The sequence below is a fragment of the Streptomyces sp. CG4 genome (assembly GCF_041080655.1).
Taxonomy (GTDB): domain Bacteria; phylum Actinomycetota; class Actinomycetes; order Streptomycetales; family Streptomycetaceae; genus Streptomyces.
Genome location: NZ_CP163525.1, coordinates 3,308,666 through 3,325,097, shown reverse-complemented (window position 1 = coordinate 3,325,097; position 16,432 = coordinate 3,308,666). Strand labels below are relative to the sequence as shown.

The following is a 16,432-nucleotide window of genomic DNA, read 5'->3' as shown; positions in this document are numbered from 1 at the left end:
GTGAGTTGGCCCCCCAGGAGCCCCTCCGGGCTGATCGGGGCCGAGATAGCGGGCTACAAGGTGCAACGCGAACTCGGCCGCGGTGGCATGGCCGTCGTCTACCAGGCCAAGGACCTGCGGCTGGGGCGGACGGTCGCGCTCAAGCTGCTCGCCCCCGAGTACACCCGCAACGACGCCTTCCGCCGCCGTTTCGCCCAGGAGTCGCGGGTGGCGGCCGCCATCGACCATCCCAACATCGTCCCCGTCTTCGAGGCCGGCGAGGCGGACGGGATCCTCTACATCGCCATGTGCTACGTCGCGGGCCTGGACCTGCGTGCGCTGATCGACCAGGAGGGCTCGCTGCCGGTCGCGGCCGCGCTGCGCATCGCGGCCCAGCTGGCGTCCGCCCTGGACGCGGCGCATGCGCGCGAGCTGGTGCACCGGGACGTCAAACCGGCCAACGTCATGGTCGCCAAGGGCGTCGACAGCGACCACCCCGAGCACGTCTACCTCACCGACTTCGGGCTGGCCAAGAAGTCGCTGTCGCTCACCGGGTTCACCACCGCGGGCGAGTTCGTCGGCACCCTCGACTATGTGGCGCCCGAGCGGATCACCGGGCGCCCGGTGGACGGCCGGTCCGATCTGTACAGCCTGGCCTGTGTGGTCCACGAGATGCTCGCGGGCGCCCCGCCCTTCCGGCGGGAGGACCAGCTCGAACTGCTCTGGGCCCACCAGTACGACCCGCCGCCCGCCCTCAGCGCGGAGCGGCCGGACATCCCGGCGGCCGCCGACGAGGTCCTCGGCCGCGCCCTGGCGAAGGCCCCGGGCGACCGCTACGACTCCTGCCTGGAGTTCGTGGCCGCCCTGCGCGAGGTGGCCGCCGCCCCCGTCTCCCGCCGCCGTACGCCGACCGTGGTGGACCGCGTGCCGCCACCGGATCCGCCCGCCTGGGCCCGGCCGTTCCTCGCCTGAGCCCAGCCCCGTCGCGCTTACGCGGGCTTTACCCGACCCCCGTGGTGTCGTCAAGTCCCGAGTCCTCGGAACATGACCCGGATTTCCGTTTCGGGCCTACTTGAAGTGCGGCCTCACCGGAGACACCGGAAAGGAAATGAGGCGGCACGGAGGGTGGAAATTCCCTCCGGAATTCCTTACATCCATCCATGGGAGAAGACTCATGACTCGAAATGTTCAGACCCGCGACGACATCCGTCCGAAGCGCCGAGGTCTCCGGCTGGCGACCGCCGTCGCCTCCGCCGCACTGGTCACCGGAGGTGTCCTCCTTCCCGTGTCCGGCGCGATGGCGGCCCCGATGCCCACGTCGACCGTGGCCTTCGTGCACGGCGGCGGCGCCGGTGGGGCCGGTGGCGACGGCGGCTCCGGGCTGGTCGGCGGCGGCGGTGGCGCCGGTGGATCCGGTGGCGCCAGCCTCCTCGGCACCGGTGGTGACGGCGGCGCCGGCGGCAAGGGCGGCGACGGCGTCCTCGCCGGGGGCGGCGGCGGTGGCGGCGGTGGCGGCGGTGAAGGCGTCGTCGGCGGGAAGGGCGGCGACGGCGGTGCCGGTGGCTTCGGCATCTTCTCCGGCGGTGGCGGCGGCTCCGGCGGCGGCGGGGGCGACGGCACCCTCGTCGGCGGCCAGGGCGGCAACGGCGGGAAGGGCGGCAACAGCATCTTCCAGGGCGGCAACGGCGGGAAGGGCGGCAAGGGCGGCATCGGCGGCCTGTTCGGCGGCGCCGGCGGGAACGGCGGGGCCGGCGGCCTCAGCCTCTTCTGATCGTCTGCGCTGACCGTCGACGGGGTGGAGGCCGCTCCGGGCCTCCACCCCCTGCCCGGGCCACCGCGCCCGCTCCCGAAACCTCTCGGCCCGCATCCGGCACCTCTCACCTCATCCCTGACCACACACCCCTCATCTCTGATCGCACATCCCTCATCCCACACCCCCCTGATCACATTCGGAGCCCCCGATGTCCACCAACCTCTGGCAGCGCCCCTTCCTCCTCGCGGCGGCCTCCGCCGCTCTCGTCACCGTCACCGCATGCGGCGCCCAAGCGGTCACCCACGCGGCCCCGGCCGCCACCGGTTACTCGGCCCTGGCCCAGCAGTCCTCCCAGTGCGGCGAAGGCGGCGAAGGCGGCAAGGGCGGCGCGCCCGGTCAGCCGGGGGAGCCCGGCCAGCCCGGCAAGCCGGGCTGTGCCCCGTTCCAGGGCCCGCAGGACCTGCCCGACAAACCGAAGTCGGAACTCTCCCAGCTGGACAAGGCGCGCATCGCGCTGACCGTGCTGACCGGCCGGGTGACCCAGGCCGACGCGGCCAAGAAGTACAAGATCTCGGAGCAGGAAATCAGCACATGGGAACGCCAGCTCCTGAACGGCGACTGGCTCGCATTTCTGCAGCCGGAATCTGCGTGAGAAATTCAGCGAAAGGAAATCCCATGCGCAGGCACTCCTGGAAATTCGGTCTCGGGCTCGCGGTCTCCACCTTCGTGATCGCCGGGGGCGCGATGGCACCGGCCGCGATGGCCGACACCGGCCCCGTCGGCAGCGGACCGGGCAGCAGCCCTGCCGGCCTCGGCAGCCTCCGTACGGGCAGCGGCAGCATCCATGTCGGCAACGGCAGCGTCCGCATCGGCGACACGATCTGCGCGGGCAACTGCAACGGCACCGTCAACGGCACCGGCGGACACGACGGCGGCATCTGCGCCGGGCTCTGCAACGGCAGCGCCAACGGCGGCGACGGCACCAACGGCGCACCGGGCCGGGCCGGCACCAGGGGCGGCAACGGCGGGATCTGCGCCGGCGTCTGCTCGGGCAGCGTCAACGGCGGCAACGGCGGGAACGGCGGCGGCGCGGTGGGCACCGGCGACGGCGGCGACGGCGGCCGGGGCGGCAACGGCGGGATCTGCCTCGGCGTCGGCTGCGAGAGCAGCGGTCAGGGCGGCCGCGGGGGCAACGGCGGCAATGGCTGACTCACCCGGTGGCCCCGGAGAGCGACTGCTCCGCCCACACCGTCTTGCCGACCCGGTCGTGCCGGGTGCCCCAGCGCTCGGCCAGCTGGGCGACCAGCAGCAGGCCCCGGCCGCCCTCGTCGAAGATGCGGGCGCGCCGCATGTGCGGGGTGGTGCCGCTGGAGTCGTACACCTCGCAGAGCAGGGTCGAGTCCTGGTGGATCAGCCGGAGCTGGATGGGCGGACGGCCGTAGCGGATGGCGTTGGTGACCAGCTCGCTGACCATCAGTTCGGTGGGGAAGGTGGCCTCCTCCAGGCCCCACACGGTCAGCTGGTCGCGGACCAGATGGCGGGCCCGGTAGACGTCCGTGGGGTCGTGCCGCAGCTCCCAGGCGGCCACCCGGTCCTCGTGCAGGACACGGGTGCGGGCGACGAGCAGGGCGATGTCGTCGTCCGGGCGGTGGCTCAGCAGCGCGGTGAGGACACGGTCGCAGAGCGCGTCCAGCGACTTCGCGGGCCGGCCGAGCGCCGCGAACATCTTGTCCAGCGCCTCGTCGATGTCGTGCTCACGGGCCTCGAACAGCCCGTTGGTGTAGAGGACGAGCAGGCTGCCCTCGGGCAGTTCGGTCTCGACGGCCTCGAAGGGCAGCCCGCCGAGCCCGAGCGGCGGCCCCGCCGGCACGTCCAGGAAGCGCACGGCGCCCTCCGGGCTGACCGCGGCGGGCGGCGGATGACCGGCCCGGGCCAGGGTGCAGTGGCGCGAGACCGGGTCGTAGACCGCGTACAGACAGGTGGTGCCGATGCCGCCGGCGGTCTCGGCGGCCGGGTCCGTGCTGCCCTCGTCGGCGGCGAGCCGCAGCACCAGGTCGTCGAGGTGGGTGAGGAGCTCGTCGGCCGGCAGATCGACGTCGGCCAGGGTGCGTACGGCGGTGCGCAGCCGGCCCATGGTGGCCGAGGCGCGGATGCCGTGGCCCACCACGTCGCCCACGACGAGCGCCACCCGCGCCCCGGACAGCGGGATCACGTCGAACCAGTCGCCGCCCACCCCGGCCCGGGTCGCGGCCGGCAGATAGCGGGTGGCGATCTCCAGGGCCGCCTGGTCGGGCAGCGTGTGCGGGAGCAGGCTCTGCTGCAGCGCCATGGTGGTGGTGCGGGCCCGCGGGTAGGCGGGGGCGCCTCCCTCGCCTTTCGGGCGGTGCGGGAGGGCCTGCCGGATGCCGGCGGCCGCCCTGGCCGTGAACTCCTGCGCCAGCCGCAGGTCCTCCGGGTCGAAGTCCCCCCGGCCGGGGCGCCGGCCGAAGAGCGCCACGCCGAGCGCGCTGTCCTGGACGAGCAGCGGTACGGCCAGGACGGCGCGCGCTCCGGAGGCGCGCAGCCAGGCTGCGCCCGGATCCGCCGCCGCCCACTCGGTGACGACCGGGTCCGTCGTCTCGTACAGCAGCGGCCGGCCCGCCGCCAGGCACTGGGCCGGCGGGGAGTCGGCCGGGCAGACGATCGCCTCGCCGACGCCGGTGCCGTAGGCGGGTCCGGCGTCGTCCGGGACGACGCGCAGCGCGGCGCGGCGCAGGACGACCGGGCCGGGTCCGGGGGCGGAGTCCTCGTCCGTGTCGCGCGGGGAGTCGAGCAGGTCGACCGCCATGACGTCGGCGAGCCGGGGGACCGTGACCTCGCCGAGTTCCTGCGCGGCGCGGGCCTGGTCCGCCGCCGTGCCGGCGCGCACCCCGATCTCGCCCGAGGGGCGGGAGCGGCCGGCCGAGTCCGGGCCGGGCACCTGCGCGGACAGGCAGACGGCGTGCACCCGGCCGCCGGCGTCCTTCAGCGGGGTGAGCACGGCGGTACGGCCGAACTGGGGGCCGAGCCGGGCCTGGGCCTCCTGCGGCCGGCCGGACTCCAGCGCCTGCCGCATCGACCGGTCGGCCTCCTCGCTCGCGACGCCGGGCACGATGTGCGGCAGCCGCAGTCCGCGGACGGCGGCCTCGGGCAGCGCGAGGGCGTGCTCCATCCGGCGGTTGGCGCGGACGAGCCGCAGATCGGCGTCGAAGATGGCCAGCGGGAAGGGGGACTGCAGGAAGGTCCACTCCTCCAGCGGTTCGCCGCGCGGCGGCTGCTGCCGGGCCGTCACGGCGCTCACCACGAGCCAGTCGGTGACCCCCGCGGCCGACGTCCGGCGGTGCGCGAGCACGCCCAGCTCCAGCAGCCGGCCGTCGCGGTGCCGCAGCGGGACCGTGCCGTTCCAGCGTTCGCGCCCGGCGACGATCCGCCGGGCCGTGGAGCCGTCGGCGGCGAGCAGCGCGGTCGCGGGCCGGCCGACGACGGCCGGGGAGTCGTAGCCGAGCAGCCGCTCCGCGCCTTCGCTCCAGCTCGTGAGGATGCCGTGCTCATCGATGGTGGCCGTGGCCGTGTATGTCGACTGTCGCTCCATCGCCGATCATCTCGCCCTTGCTCGGCAGGCTCTCCTGACCAGCATGATCCCGAGCGGCGCGGAGCACCAACGCAGTCACCGGGGCAACGGCCGCGGGCCACCCCGGCCGGGGCTACCCGTTCGCCAGCGCCTGCACCCGGTCGATCGCGCCGTTGAACGTGTCGTGGTCGCCGACGGCCGGGCCGGACGAGGTGTACTGCCACATCGTGTAGTACGGCCAGCCGGCCGGCAGCGTCCCCGGGTCCGAGGCGTAGCGGGCGATCCACAGCGGGCTGTTCGCCGCGAAGCCGCCGTAGTTCCCGGTGCACTGCGTCCACCAGCTGGTCGCCGTGTAGATCACGGGGTAGCGGCCGGTCAGCGACTTGTAGGTGGTGATGAAGTCGGCGATCCAGCCGACCAGCTGGCTCGCGGTCCTGCCGTAACAGGCCGCCCCGTACGGGTTCCACTCGATGTCGAGCGCGCCCGGCAGGGTCTTGCCGTCCTTGGACCAGCCGCCGCCGTGGCTGACGAAATAGCTCGCCTGGGCGGCGCCGCTGGTGGTGTCCGGGGTCGCGAAGTGGTAGGAGCCACGGATCATGCCCACGTCGTAGGAGCCGTTGTACTGCTGGGCGAAGTACGGGTTCGTGTAGTACGTGCCCTCCGTGGCCTTGGTGTAGGCCCAGCGCACCCCGCTGCTCCACAGGGCCGGCCAGGCGACGTTGCCCTGGTAGGCGGAGACGTCCACGCCCTCGGTCTGGGCGACGGCAGCGGGCGCGGGGGAGCCGTGGCCGCCGTCGTGCGCGAGGACGCCCATGCCCATGTGGGCGGAGCCGCGGCTGGGAGTGGTCGCAGCACGGGCCGCGGTGAGGGGAAGAGTGAGGGAGAGTGCCGTGAGCAGCGTTGTGACGAGGACGGCGAGGGGGCGGGGGCGGACGGGACGGTCGGAGCCGGGTCTGTGCACGGACATGACGTGCCTCCGGGGAGTGGGGTGGGGGGACGTGGCAGTGACCGTGGACCGGATGCCGCACTGGCGTGGGCATGCCATTTATTGCCTGATAAAGAAGCTACGCACGTAGACGACGGCGTGGGAAGGGGGTCCGGGCGGCGCCGTTGGTCTACGCCTGCGAAATACTGACGGAGCTGCGGCAATGACGACTTTTGGCAGAAACTTTCAGGACCGCGAAACCGAGCAGGGGTGCTGACGTGCACGAGGATGGAAACGGCGACGCACACTGCGGCGCCCACCAGGTGACGCCCAGTGGCGCAGACCAGGAATTCCTGGCGCTGGAACGGGAGTTGACCGTGTTGCTGCGGCGGGCCCGGGCCAACCAGGGCGAGATGGCCCGCGAGGTCCATCCCGACCTGGAGTCCTCCGCCTACGGCCTGCTCATCCGGCTGGACGAGTGCGGCGGCCAGCGGGCCACGGAACTCGCCGGCTACATCGGCGTGGGCAAGGCCACCATGTCCCGCCAGCTGCGGGCCCTGGAGGAGCTGGGCCTGATCGCCCGCGAACCCGACCCCGCCGACGGCCGGGCCTGGCTCGTCACCCTGACCGACGAGGGACGCGGCCGGGTCGGCAAGGTCCGCGAGGCGCGCCGCGCCCGCTACGTCAGCCAGCTCGCCCACTGGGACCGCAGAGAGGTGGCCGAACTGGCCCGGCTGCTGCACCAGTTGAACGGCGTCATGGAGAAGTAGCTCCCCGGAGCCTCTCGGCGCCTCTCGGAGCCCGCGAACCCGTGCGAAGCCCTCGAAGCCGTACGAACCCGTCCGGAGCCTTCGAAGCCGTTCGCGGAGGCTCACAGCTCGACGTACACCACCGTCGCGTCGTCGTGCGTCTTGCTGCGCCGCAGGTACGCCCGTTCCTCCCGGTCCGCCGTCTCCAGCTCCCGCACCCGGTCCACCAGCGACCGGGCGCCCTCCTTCGCGACCACCTCGAACAGGGCCCGCCAGTCGCCCTCGTGGAACTTCTCCGTCCAGCGGGTCGCGCCGTCCGTCAGCGCGGCCAGGGCGCGGACCTCGCTCCGGGGCACGGTGCCGGCGACCGCACGGGCGGCCACCGAGGGATCGGCGGCGGCCGTGAAGAAGCCGCCCTCCTTGTTGCGCAGCGTGGCGTCCACCAGGGCCTCGGTGGCGAGCGCGGAGCGCGGCAGCCGGTCCAGCCGGTCGTCCAGGACCGGGGTCACCGTCCCGCCGGGACCCTGCAGCAGCAGCGCGGAGTCGGACAGCACCAGAAACTCGACCGTGTCGGCGGACCAGCGCGCCAGGGCGACAGTTGCCTGAGGGGTTCGCGGGTGAGAAAGTTCACAGGTTTGCGCATGGGCCTCGGCGGTGCGGCCGATGGCTTGCGCGAGAATCTCCGAGAGCGTCAGATCTCTCCTCGAAACGGTCAGTTCGGTCAGCGCGCCGCCGAGCCGCGCCGTGAACCAGGGGACGGAATGCAGACACCCCGTCGCACTCCTCGGTGGAGTCACTCCGTCCAGGACGATCACGCAACCTCCCTGTCCGGAGGCGGGTAGTCCGACACCGGCGAAGTCCTCGTTGGGGCGGTTCGCGTCACCGGGTTCCGAAACGAGATCAGTTCGCATTCGGCCAGTCTGCACGAGCCCTTCACAGGATGCGCCAAAGGCTGGCAACCGCCCTTGAATTGCTACGACCTCGCAGGTCAGACGCCTGGTTTGGGAGGGAATACGACACTCCGGGAAGGCGTGGTGGCGAATACTGCCAAAGCCTGCCGCGCGCGTCCAACCGGCCTGCCGCACAAGGGCCCCGCGCGCGCCACGGGAACTTGCCCGCCAACTCTCCTCCGATGTTCACTCCTTCGGGTGGCGGGTCAGGTGATGCACGACCCCTGCCCATCGGCGCTGGGAGGGTCGGGAACCGTACGAACCGGGCGTAGGCACCACGTGGCACAGGGATGACAGGGCGCCACCCGGGCCCTTGGGGAGACGAGTTCAGGAGTGCGAGCACCGGTGCAGATGAAGCGGCCTCGGCGCACAGTCAGGCAGACGGCCCCCGAAGGGACCGCCCCGCAGACCCCCGTGGGCAGCGGTCGCCCCACCCATGTGCGCACCCGGCTGATCGTCGCCGTCGCCGTGGTGGCCGCCGCCGTCGCGGGAGCCGGCGTGCCCTCCCTGCTCACCGCCTCCCAGGACGTCAGTGACTCCCAGGACCTGGTGACGCTGGCCGGCCGCACCGAGGACGCGCTCGCCCTCGCGCACTCCCTGGCCGACGAGCGCGACCAGGTCACCTCCTACATCGCGGCCGGGCGGCCCAAGGCGAAGGCCCCCTCCGAGGACCGCAGCGCACGGGTCGACCGGCAGATCGAGGACCTGCGCGCCGAGGGCGACACCCCGGCGAGCCTGCGCGGCGACCTCGACGGCATCGCCGCCGTCCGGCACGACGCCCTCACCGGCCAGAGCGGCGCCCTCCAGGCCCACCAGGCCTACTCGGCGGCCATCACCGAACTGCACCGGCTCGCCGAGCAGCTCGCCGACCGGACACCGCCGCGGGCCGGCTCCGGCGCCCACGCGCTCGCCGAACTCGACTCCGCCGTCCAGCAGTCCGCGGCCGCCCGCGGGCTGCTGCTGGCCGCGCTGAACGTGCCGTCCACCACCCGGACGGTCATCAGCCCCGTCACCGGCCTGCCCACCACGACCGCCACCGGCTCCGCGGCCGATGCGAAGCAGCGCGACGAACTGACCGCCGCCGCCCAGCAGGCTCGGCTGCGCGCCGACGCGGCCCTCGCCGACTTCCGCGCGACCGCCCCCAAGGCGGCCGTCGACTCCTACGACTCCACGGTCACCGGCTCCGACGTCAACTCGGCGGACAAGTACCTGGCCACGCTCACCGGCCAGCCGACGCTGGCCGACAGCGAGCTGACCACCAGCACCAAGAAACTGGACGCGGCCCTTTCCGCCCGCATCGACCTGATGCGCGGCGCGGAAGCGGCCCTCTACGACCACCGCACCAAGGACCTGGCGACACTCCGGGACGACGACGTCACGGCCCTGGAGATCCGCATCGCCGTGCTCGGCGCCCTGATGCTGGTGGCCGTCGGCCTCGCCACCGCCATGGCCCGCACCCTCACCCGCCCCCTGTCCGTCCTGCGGCGCGGCTCGGCCCGACTGGCGGAGTCCGCGGACCCGACCACGCAGGAGCCGATCGGCTTCACCGGCCGCAACGACGAGTTCGCCCAGGTCGTCCGCTCGGTCAACGCCCTGCACGCGCACGCGGTCGCCCTGCGCGAGGAGACCGCCGCCGCGCACGAACGCGTCAGCACGCTGGAGACCGACCGCAAGCACCTGGTCGGACAGCGGCAGAAGATGGCCGACGCCCGCGAGGCCCTGCAGGCCGAGCTGAGCCAGGCCGCCGAGCAGCTGGAACGACTGCGCACCAGCGTCGGCGGCACGTTCGTGAACCTCTCGCTGCGCACCCTCGGCCTGGTCGAGCGCCAGCTCGCGGTCATCGAGGGACTGGAGGAGCGCGAGCAGGACCCGGAGCGCCTCGCCACGCTCTTCAAGCTGGACCACTTCGCCACGGTCATGCGCCGGCACAGCGAGAACCTGCTGGTCCTGGCCGGTGCCGAGCACGTCCAGCAGCACCACGGCGCGGTACCGCTGGTCGACGTCGTCCGGGCGGGCGTCAGCGAGATCGAACGCTACGAACGCGTCCGTATCGCCGCGCTCCCGCCGCACGCCCACGTGGCGGGCTTCGCCGCCGACGACCTCTCCCATCTGCTGGCCGAACTGATGGAGAACGCCACCTCGTTCTCCCCGCCGGAGCTGCCGGTGGAGGTCTCCGGCTGGCTGCTGGAGAGCGGTGAGGTGATGCTGTCGGTCCAGGACGAGGGCATCGGCATGGCGACCGACCGCCTGCACCGCCTCAACACCCGCCTGGCCGACTTCGACCCGGAGTCGCCGTACGACCAGGAGGCGGAGGACGGTCTCGGCCTCGGCCTGTACGTCGTCGCTCGCCTCGCCCACCGCCATGGCGTCCGGGTGCAGCTGCGCGAGCAGAAGCAGGGCGGCATCGCCGCGGTCGTGGTCCTGCCGGCCACCCTCCTGGCCGAGGCCCCGCCGACCGCACTGCCCCCGCAGCCCACCTCCATGAGCACCACGGCCACCTTCTCCCTCCCGGGCGCCGACGCCGAGGTCAACTCCAACGTCCTGCACGGCCGCACCAAGGACACGGACCCACTGGTGGCGCTGGCGGAACGGGCAGTCCGATCCGCCACCGCCAACCCGACCGAGGCCCCCACGCCTGCCTCCGGCGGTTCGGCGGGGGGTGTGGTTGGCGATGCGTTCGGTGGTCCGGCTGAACATGCGGTACGGGACTCTGCCGATGACGCGGCTGGGGAGTCCGCGTCTGCCTCCGGCGGTCCGGCGGAGGGCATGGTCCGCGATGCTTTCGGCGGTCCGGCCGAACATGCGGTCCGAGCGGCTGCCGATGACGTGACCGGGGGGCCCGTGTCTGCCTCGGGTGGTTTGGCGGGGGGCGTGGTTCACGCCGAACATGCGGTACGGGACGCGGCCGACGACGACCCGGCGGAGCAGCCGGTCCACGAACCGGTCCATGAACAGGCCACCCCGGTCGCCCAGGACGCGGAGACCCGCCCGAAGGCCCCGGCGGAAACGTTCGCCGAGTCGACGATGGAGCTCCTGCTCCCGGACATCACGGCCATGGCGGCCATGCCGGCCATGACACCCGAGGCGCCCGAGACACCCGGCCGAACGGACCTGGCACCCACGGCTCCGGCGGCCGCCGACGGTGGGGACGCCCCACAGGGGCCACCCGCACTCGACGACGAGACTCGCACGGGTGGTGCGGGTGGGAACACGGACGCCGAAGGCGGAGCCGAGGCGGACGCCGTACGGGCCGAGGCTCCGCAGGAATCCGCCGAGCCGGTCACGGCGAAGGGCCTGCCCAAGCGCACGCCCAAGATCACCGCACCATCGCAGACCCCGCGCCGGCGGACCGGCAGCGTCGACGCCGAAGCCCTCCGCAGGAGACTCGGCGGCTTCCGCCGCGGCGCCCAGGCCGGCTACCGCGATGTAGAGGCGGAGATCGCCGAACAGACCGGCCAGTTCAGGACACCAGCTACGGGGGGCACCGTCGAGGAGGCAAGCAGTTGACCGCGCCCAGTACCTTCGGACTGAGCAGTGAGGCCCGCAACCTGCACTGGCTGCTGACCAACCTGGTCGAGGAAGTCCCCGGCATCCAGTCCGTCGCCGTGGTGTCCTCCGACGGCCTGCTCCTGCTCTCGTCCGACCCCGCCCGCACCGCCGCATTCCGCGAAAAGCGCCCGGCAAAGGGCCCCAGGGGCTCCTCCGCCGACCTCGCCACCATCGTCTCCGGCATCGGCAGCCTCACCATCGGCGCCGCCAGGCTGATGGAGTTCGGCGCGGTCAGGCACACGATGATCGCGATGGAGGAGGGCAGCCTGTTCGTCATGTCGATCAGCGACGGCTCGCTGCTCGGTGTGCACGGCTCCGCCGAGTGCGACATGAGCGTCGTGGCGTACCACATGGCGCTGTTCGTCGGCCGCGCCGGCCATGTACTGACCCCCGAACTCCGCAGCGAGCTGCGTAAATCGCTGGAAGCCGAGTCGACCGGGAGTACCCGATGAGCGGGCCCATGAAGCTCCCCGTGCGCGGCGGCGACCGCAAACCCGCCCGCGTCCGCCCCTACTCGCTCACCGGCGGCCGTACCCGCTTCGGCCATGTCCTGCTCGTGGAGACGTTCGTTGCGGCACTCGAAGCCCCGGAGGAGCGGAAGGAGTTGACGAACGGGTCCCTCACCGGCCGGGTCATGCCGGAGATGCGGGCCATAGTCGAACTGTGCCGCCGTATGCGCACGGTGGCCGAGATAGCCGCGCTGCTGAAGATGCCGCTCGGCGTGGTCCGCGTGCTCCTGAGCGACCTCGCGGACCAGGGAAAGATCCGTGTGTACGGCACCGGCACCGGTCACGGCACCGGCCGCCCGGACCGTGCGCTGCTGGAAAGGGTGCTGAGTGGACTCCGCCGTCTCTGACGCCGCCGCCTCCGCCGTAGGAGGCACCCCCCTCGTCGCCGGTTTCGCCGAGCCCGACGACGACCTGAAGTCCTGGCAGACGGACCGCACCCGGGCCCCCATCGCCACGAAGATCGTGGTGGCCGGAGGCTTCGGCGTCGGCAAGACCACACTGGTCACCGCCGTCTCGGAGATCACGCCGCTGCAGACCGAGGCGCTGATGACCGAGGCGAGCGAGGAGACCGACGACCTCACCGCCACGCCGGGCAAGCTCACCACCACCGTGGCCATGGACTTCGGCCGCATCACGCTCGACGACGACCTGGTGCTCTATCTGTTCGGCACACCGGGCCAGCAGCGGTTCTGGTTCATGTGGGACGACCTGGTGCGTGGCGCGATCGGTGCGGTCGTGCTGGCCGACACCCGCCGGCTGAAGGACTGTTTCCCGGCGCTGGACTACTTCGAGAGCTGTGGGCTGCCGTACGTCGTGGCGGTCAACCACTTCGACGGCAGCGAGGTGTTCGAGCCGGAGGACGTACGGGAGGCGCTGACGATCCCCGCGCACATCCCTGTCATGATCATGGATGCGCGGCGTCGTATTTCGGCCATCGAGACACTGCTGGCCCTGGTCGGCCACGCGCTGGACGAAACCCCCGAGTAGTCCCCGAGCAGTACCCGTTAGGAGTCCCCACCCGCATGCGGAAGATACTCGTCGTCGGAGCCGGGCAGTCCGGCCTCCAGCTCGCCCTCGGCCTGCAGTCGCACGGCTACGAGGTCACCCTGATGTCGAACCGGACCGCGGACGAGATCCGCACCGGCCGGGTCATGTCGACGCAGTGCATGTTCGACACGGCACTGCGGCACGAGCGCGATCTCCAGCTGAACTTCTGGGAGTCCCAGGCCCCGAGGATCGAGGGACTCGGCGTCTCGGTCGCGGCCCCGGGCTCGCACGACCCGGGCCCCACCCAGCGGGCGATCGACTGGGTGGGCACGCTGGACGGGTACGCGCAGTCGGTCGACCAGCGGGTGAAGATGGCCGGCTGGATGGAGACCTTCGCCCAGCGCGGCGGCCAGCTGGTCATCCACGGCGCGGCGGTCGGCGACCTCGACTACTTCTCCCGCACCTACGACCTCGTCCTGGTCGCGGCGGGCAAGGGCGAGCTGGTCCAGATGTTCGGCCGCGACGCCTCGCGCTCCCCGTACAGCGAGCCGCAGCGCGCCCTCGCGGTGGCGTACGTCCACGGGCTGGGCCCGCGCCCCGAGCACCCCGAGTTCGACGCGGTCCGCTGCAACCTGGTCCCCGGTGTCGGCGAGCTGTTCATCATGCCGACGTTCACCACCTCCGGCCGCGCCGACATCCTGTTCTGGGAGGGCATCCCCGGCGGCCCGCTCGATGTCTTCAACGGCGTCAAGGACCCGGCGGAGCACCTCTCCCTGACCCTGGAACTCATGGAGAAGTTCACGCCCTGGGAGTACGCGCGGGCGACCAAGGTCGAACTGACCGATGCGGGCGGCACGTTGGCCGGCCGCTACGCGCCCACCGTCCGCAACCCCATCGGCCGGCTCCCCGGCGGCGGCCTGGTCCTCGGCGTGGCCGACGTCGTCGTCGCGAACGACCCGATCACCGGCCAGGGCTCCAACTCGGCGGCCAAGTGCGCCGCCGCGTACCTCGCCTCGATCCTCGAACACGGGGACAAGGAGTTCGACGAGGCCTGGATGCAGGCGACGTTCGACCGGTACTGGAACACCGCCCAGCACGTCACCAAGTGGACGAACGCCATGCTGGCGCCGCCGCCGGAGCACATCCTGAACCTCATCGGCGCGGCCGGCCGGCTCCAGCCGGTGGCCGACCGGTTCGCCAACGCGTTCGACGACCCGGCCGACTTCGAGAACTTCTTCTACGACCCGGAGAAGACGGGCGCCTACCTGGCCTCGGTCTCCGGGGCCTGATCCGGGCGTACGGCGCCGAGTACCGGAAAGGACGCCAGAGGGGAGACCTTCACCGTCTCGCCCGGTCTCGGCGCCTGTACGACCTCGCCGTTCCCCACGTACATCGCCACGTGCGTGGCCTCGGGGAAGTAGACGACCAGGTCACCGGGGCGTAGCGCACCGAGCGGGATCCTCCTGAGCCGGTGCCACTGTTCCTGGCTGGTGCGGGGGATGGGGCTGCCCGCGTGGCTCCAGGCCTGTGAGGTCAGCCCCGAGCAGTCGTACGCGTCCGGGCCCTGCGCGCCCCACGCGTACGGCTTGCCGAGCTGGTCCATGGCGTAGCGGACCGCGCGGCCGCCCGCGGACGAGGCGGGGCGGTCCGCGGGCAGGGCGCCGGCGGTGGTGAGCTGCTGCTGGGCCGCGGTGACGCTCTGCCGCTCCATGGCGGTGATCGCGGCCAGCTGGGCCGGGGTGAGGGAGGCCAGCAGGCGTGCCACGTCGGCCAGCCTGGTCCGGACGTCGTCGCGCTGCTTCTTCTGCTGGTCGGCGAGGTTGAGCTGGGTGTCCAGGGCCGTGCGGGCGGCGCGGGCCAGGGCGTCGTTCCGCTGCTCCGCCGCGGTCAGCCGGGTCACCGCATGGGCCTGCTCGCGCGCCAGCTCGCCGATGACATGCCCCTCGTCCAGGGCGTGCTGCGGGTCGGGCGCGAACAGCACCCGGACGTACGGGCCGAGGCCGTCGCCGGCGCTGCTCTGGTACTGCCGGCGGGCCAGTCGGCCGGCGTCGGTCCGGCCGTCCTGCAGGGCGAGGCGGGCACGGGCCAGTTCACCGTCGAGCCGGTCCACCTCGGCGCGCTGCCGCTTCAGCTTCTCCGCGGTGGCGTTGTAGGTCTCGGTGGCCTGTTCGGCCTGCCGGTACAGCTGCTGAAGGTCCGTCAGCAGCTGGGACACCGACCGCTGCGGGTCCGGTGCGGCCGCGGCGGGTACCGGCGCGAGGACGGCCTGGGCCGCCAGCGCGGCCGTACAGGCCAGGCGCGGAAGCGTTCCTGACACGTCATCACCTCGGGTGCGGGGAGGAGGGCGGGCTGTTCGCCTCCTATGGCACCGCGATAATCAGATGTAATCCGTGCGGGGCGCGCGCCTGGCGTACGTCTGTCACCCGTTCGCACCGTCCGGCTTGCCGGATCGCGGGACGGCTGGTGGGGCGGCCGGCTTCGACCAGGGCCACCGGAGCCGTCCGCCCAGGGTGTCGTCCGGGTCGTACTGGTACTTCCACCCCTGGATCAGCCCCAGCCGCTTGCTGTGTCCACGCGGCACCCGGCGGTAGACGAGCACCGTGGGCGGTCCGCCCTCCGGGTCCGGGACGGGGATGCGGTACGTCTTCGGGGGGTGCCCGGTGGGGCCGACCATGACGGGCAGCACGCGCCCGTCCATCGGGCCGCCCTCGAAGGGGGTGTCCTGGCTCTTCACGGCTTCAGTCTCGGCCATCCTCGGCGAGTGCGCCGACGACGGCGGCCGTCTGCGGGTCCCGGCCCGCGGTGACGGTGAGTACGGCCACGAACTGCTCCACCAGCCAGTCGCGCAGCTCCTCGACCGGGGGCTGCTTGTCCTCGTCCAGCCAGATCAGGGAGGCAGCCTCGACGGCCGTGATCCAGGTCCGTACGGTCATGCGCAGCCGCGGGCCGGGGTCGGCGACGCCGAGGTGGCGGTAGATGTGCTCGGCGGCGGCCCGGCGGCACCCGTCCACGATGGCCGTGGTCCGCGAGGTCTCCACCACGCTGCCGCCCTGGAGCAGCGCGCTGAAGCCGGTGTCGTGCCCGTCGACGAAGGCCAGATAGCGGTCCAGGACGCGGGACAGACGGGACAGCAGGGGGCCCTGGCGGGGCTCGTCGAAGCAGTGCTGCAGCTCCTCGGCGGCGGAGCGCAGCGCGGCCTCGTACAGCTGTTGCTTGCCGCCCGGGAAGTACCGGTACACCAGGGGGCGCGAGACTCCGGCCGCCTCCGCCACGTCGTCCAGCGAGACGTCCTCGGGGGCGCGGTGCGCGAAGAGTTTCAGGGCGGCTTCGAGGAGCTGACTTCGTCGCTCCTCGACACTCAACCTGCGGTAGGCAGGGGCGGCGGGGGTCATGGGGTTCAGCGTAGTCGTCCCGGCTTCGGGTACGTCGTGGCTGGTCGCTC

The 16,432-nt window shown here is 72.6% G+C and carries 16 protein-coding genes; 10 read left to right on the top strand and 6 right to left on the bottom strand.

The annotated features are described in order from the left end of the window. The 4 genes from AB5L52_RS14945 (at position 1) to AB5L52_RS14930 (ending at position 2,941) form a co-directional block, all read left to right on the top strand. The gene (locus AB5L52_RS14945; protein WP_351574041.1) at positions 1-951 is read left to right on the top strand and encodes a serine/threonine-protein kinase; all 951 of its coding nucleotides are present in this window, start codon (positions 1-3) and stop codon (positions 949-951) included. Between the two features lie 202 nt (positions 952-1,153). Then, entirely contained in the window at positions 1,154-1,750 is a 597-nt protein-coding gene (locus tag AB5L52_RS14940) for a hypothetical protein (RefSeq protein WP_351574038.1), read from the top strand. Between the two features lie 190 nt (positions 1,751-1,940). Continuing rightward, positions 1,941-2,384 (top strand): hypothetical protein, encoded by a 444-nt coding sequence (locus AB5L52_RS14935; RefSeq protein ID WP_351574035.1) that lies wholly within the window; start codon positions 1,941-1,943, stop codon positions 2,382-2,384. A 23-nt stretch (positions 2,385-2,407) separates the two neighbouring features. After that, positions 2,408-2,941 (top strand): hypothetical protein, encoded by a 534-nt coding sequence (locus AB5L52_RS14930; RefSeq protein ID WP_369364451.1) that lies wholly within the window; start codon positions 2,408-2,410, stop codon positions 2,939-2,941. A gap of 1 nt (position 2,942) precedes the next feature. Here AB5L52_RS14930 and AB5L52_RS14925 read toward each other — a convergent pair whose 3' ends face one another. Together AB5L52_RS14925 and AB5L52_RS14920 are read right to left on the bottom strand one after the other, a co-directional pair. Further along, the gene (locus AB5L52_RS14925; RefSeq protein ID WP_369364449.1) at positions 2,943-5,342 is read right to left on the bottom strand and encodes a SpoIIE family protein phosphatase; all 2,400 of its coding nucleotides are present in this window, start codon (positions 5,340-5,342) and stop codon (positions 2,943-2,945) included. Between the two features lie 112 nt (positions 5,343-5,454). Further along, complete coding sequence (locus AB5L52_RS14920) at positions 5,455-6,288, bottom strand: lysozyme (protein WP_369364448.1); 834 nt, start codon at positions 6,286-6,288, stop codon at positions 5,455-5,457. 236 nt (positions 6,289-6,524) lie between these two features. On the opposite strand from AB5L52_RS14920, the gene AB5L52_RS14915 reads away from it, so the two are divergent. After that, positions 6,525-7,016: a MarR family transcriptional regulator gene (locus AB5L52_RS14915; protein WP_351023766.1), complete on the top strand. Its 492-nt coding sequence runs from the start codon at positions 6,525-6,527 to the stop codon at positions 7,014-7,016. Between the two features lie 101 nt (positions 7,017-7,117). On the opposite strand, the gene AB5L52_RS14910 is transcribed toward AB5L52_RS14915, so the two are convergent. Next, positions 7,118-7,906 (bottom strand): protein phosphatase 2C domain-containing protein, encoded by a 789-nt coding sequence (locus AB5L52_RS14910; protein ID WP_369364446.1) that lies wholly within the window; start codon positions 7,904-7,906, stop codon positions 7,118-7,120. A 384-nt stretch (positions 7,907-8,290) separates the two neighbouring features. Here AB5L52_RS14910 and AB5L52_RS14905 point away from each other — a divergent pair, with 384 nt between their 5' ends. From AB5L52_RS14905 to AB5L52_RS14885, 5 genes are read left to right on the top strand one after another with little or no spacing between them, the layout of a single operon-like run. Continuing rightward, positions 8,291-11,452 (top strand): nitrate- and nitrite sensing domain-containing protein, encoded by a 3,162-nt coding sequence (locus AB5L52_RS14905; protein WP_369364444.1) that lies wholly within the window; start codon positions 8,291-8,293, stop codon positions 11,450-11,452. Further along, positions 11,449-11,946, top strand: a complete 498-nt coding sequence (locus tag AB5L52_RS14900; protein WP_369364442.1) for a roadblock/LC7 domain-containing protein — start codon at positions 11,449-11,451, stop codon at positions 11,944-11,946. The genes AB5L52_RS14905 and AB5L52_RS14900 overlap by 4 nt, the downstream gene beginning before the upstream one ends. Continuing rightward, positions 11,943-12,350, top strand: a complete 408-nt coding sequence (locus AB5L52_RS14895) for a DUF742 domain-containing protein (protein WP_369364440.1) — start codon at positions 11,943-11,945, stop codon at positions 12,348-12,350. The genes AB5L52_RS14900 and AB5L52_RS14895 overlap by 4 nt, the downstream gene beginning before the upstream one ends. Beyond that, positions 12,331-12,990 (top strand): ATP/GTP-binding protein, encoded by a 660-nt coding sequence (locus AB5L52_RS14890; RefSeq protein ID WP_351023754.1) that lies wholly within the window; start codon positions 12,331-12,333, stop codon positions 12,988-12,990. Before AB5L52_RS14895 ends, AB5L52_RS14890 begins: the two co-directional genes overlap by 20 nt. Before the next feature lie 35 nt (positions 12,991-13,025). Then, positions 13,026-14,279 carry a styrene monooxygenase/indole monooxygenase family protein gene (locus AB5L52_RS14885; protein WP_351023752.1) on the top strand — a complete coding sequence of 418 codons (1,254 nt, stop codon included), beginning with the start codon at positions 13,026-13,028 and terminating at the stop codon, positions 14,277-14,279. Here AB5L52_RS14885 and AB5L52_RS14880 read toward each other — a convergent pair. The 3 genes from AB5L52_RS14880 to AB5L52_RS14870 form a co-directional block, all read right to left on the bottom strand. Beyond that, positions 14,252-15,307, bottom strand: a complete 1,056-nt coding sequence (locus AB5L52_RS14880) for an NlpC/P60 family protein (RefSeq protein ID WP_369364438.1) — start codon at positions 15,305-15,307, stop codon at positions 14,252-14,254. The genes AB5L52_RS14885 and AB5L52_RS14880 overlap by 28 nt on opposite strands. 102 nt (positions 15,308-15,409) lie before the next feature. Next, positions 15,410-15,742 carry a hypothetical protein gene (locus AB5L52_RS14875; RefSeq protein WP_369364436.1) on the bottom strand — a complete coding sequence of 111 codons (333 nt, stop codon included), beginning with the start codon at positions 15,740-15,742 and terminating at the stop codon, positions 15,410-15,412. Next, positions 15,729-16,382: a helix-turn-helix domain-containing protein gene (locus AB5L52_RS14870; protein WP_351023744.1), complete on the bottom strand. Its 654-nt coding sequence runs from the start codon at positions 16,380-16,382 to the stop codon at positions 15,729-15,731. The genes AB5L52_RS14875 and AB5L52_RS14870 overlap by 14 nt, the downstream gene beginning before the upstream one ends. Positions 16,383-16,432: the final 50 nt, after the last annotated feature.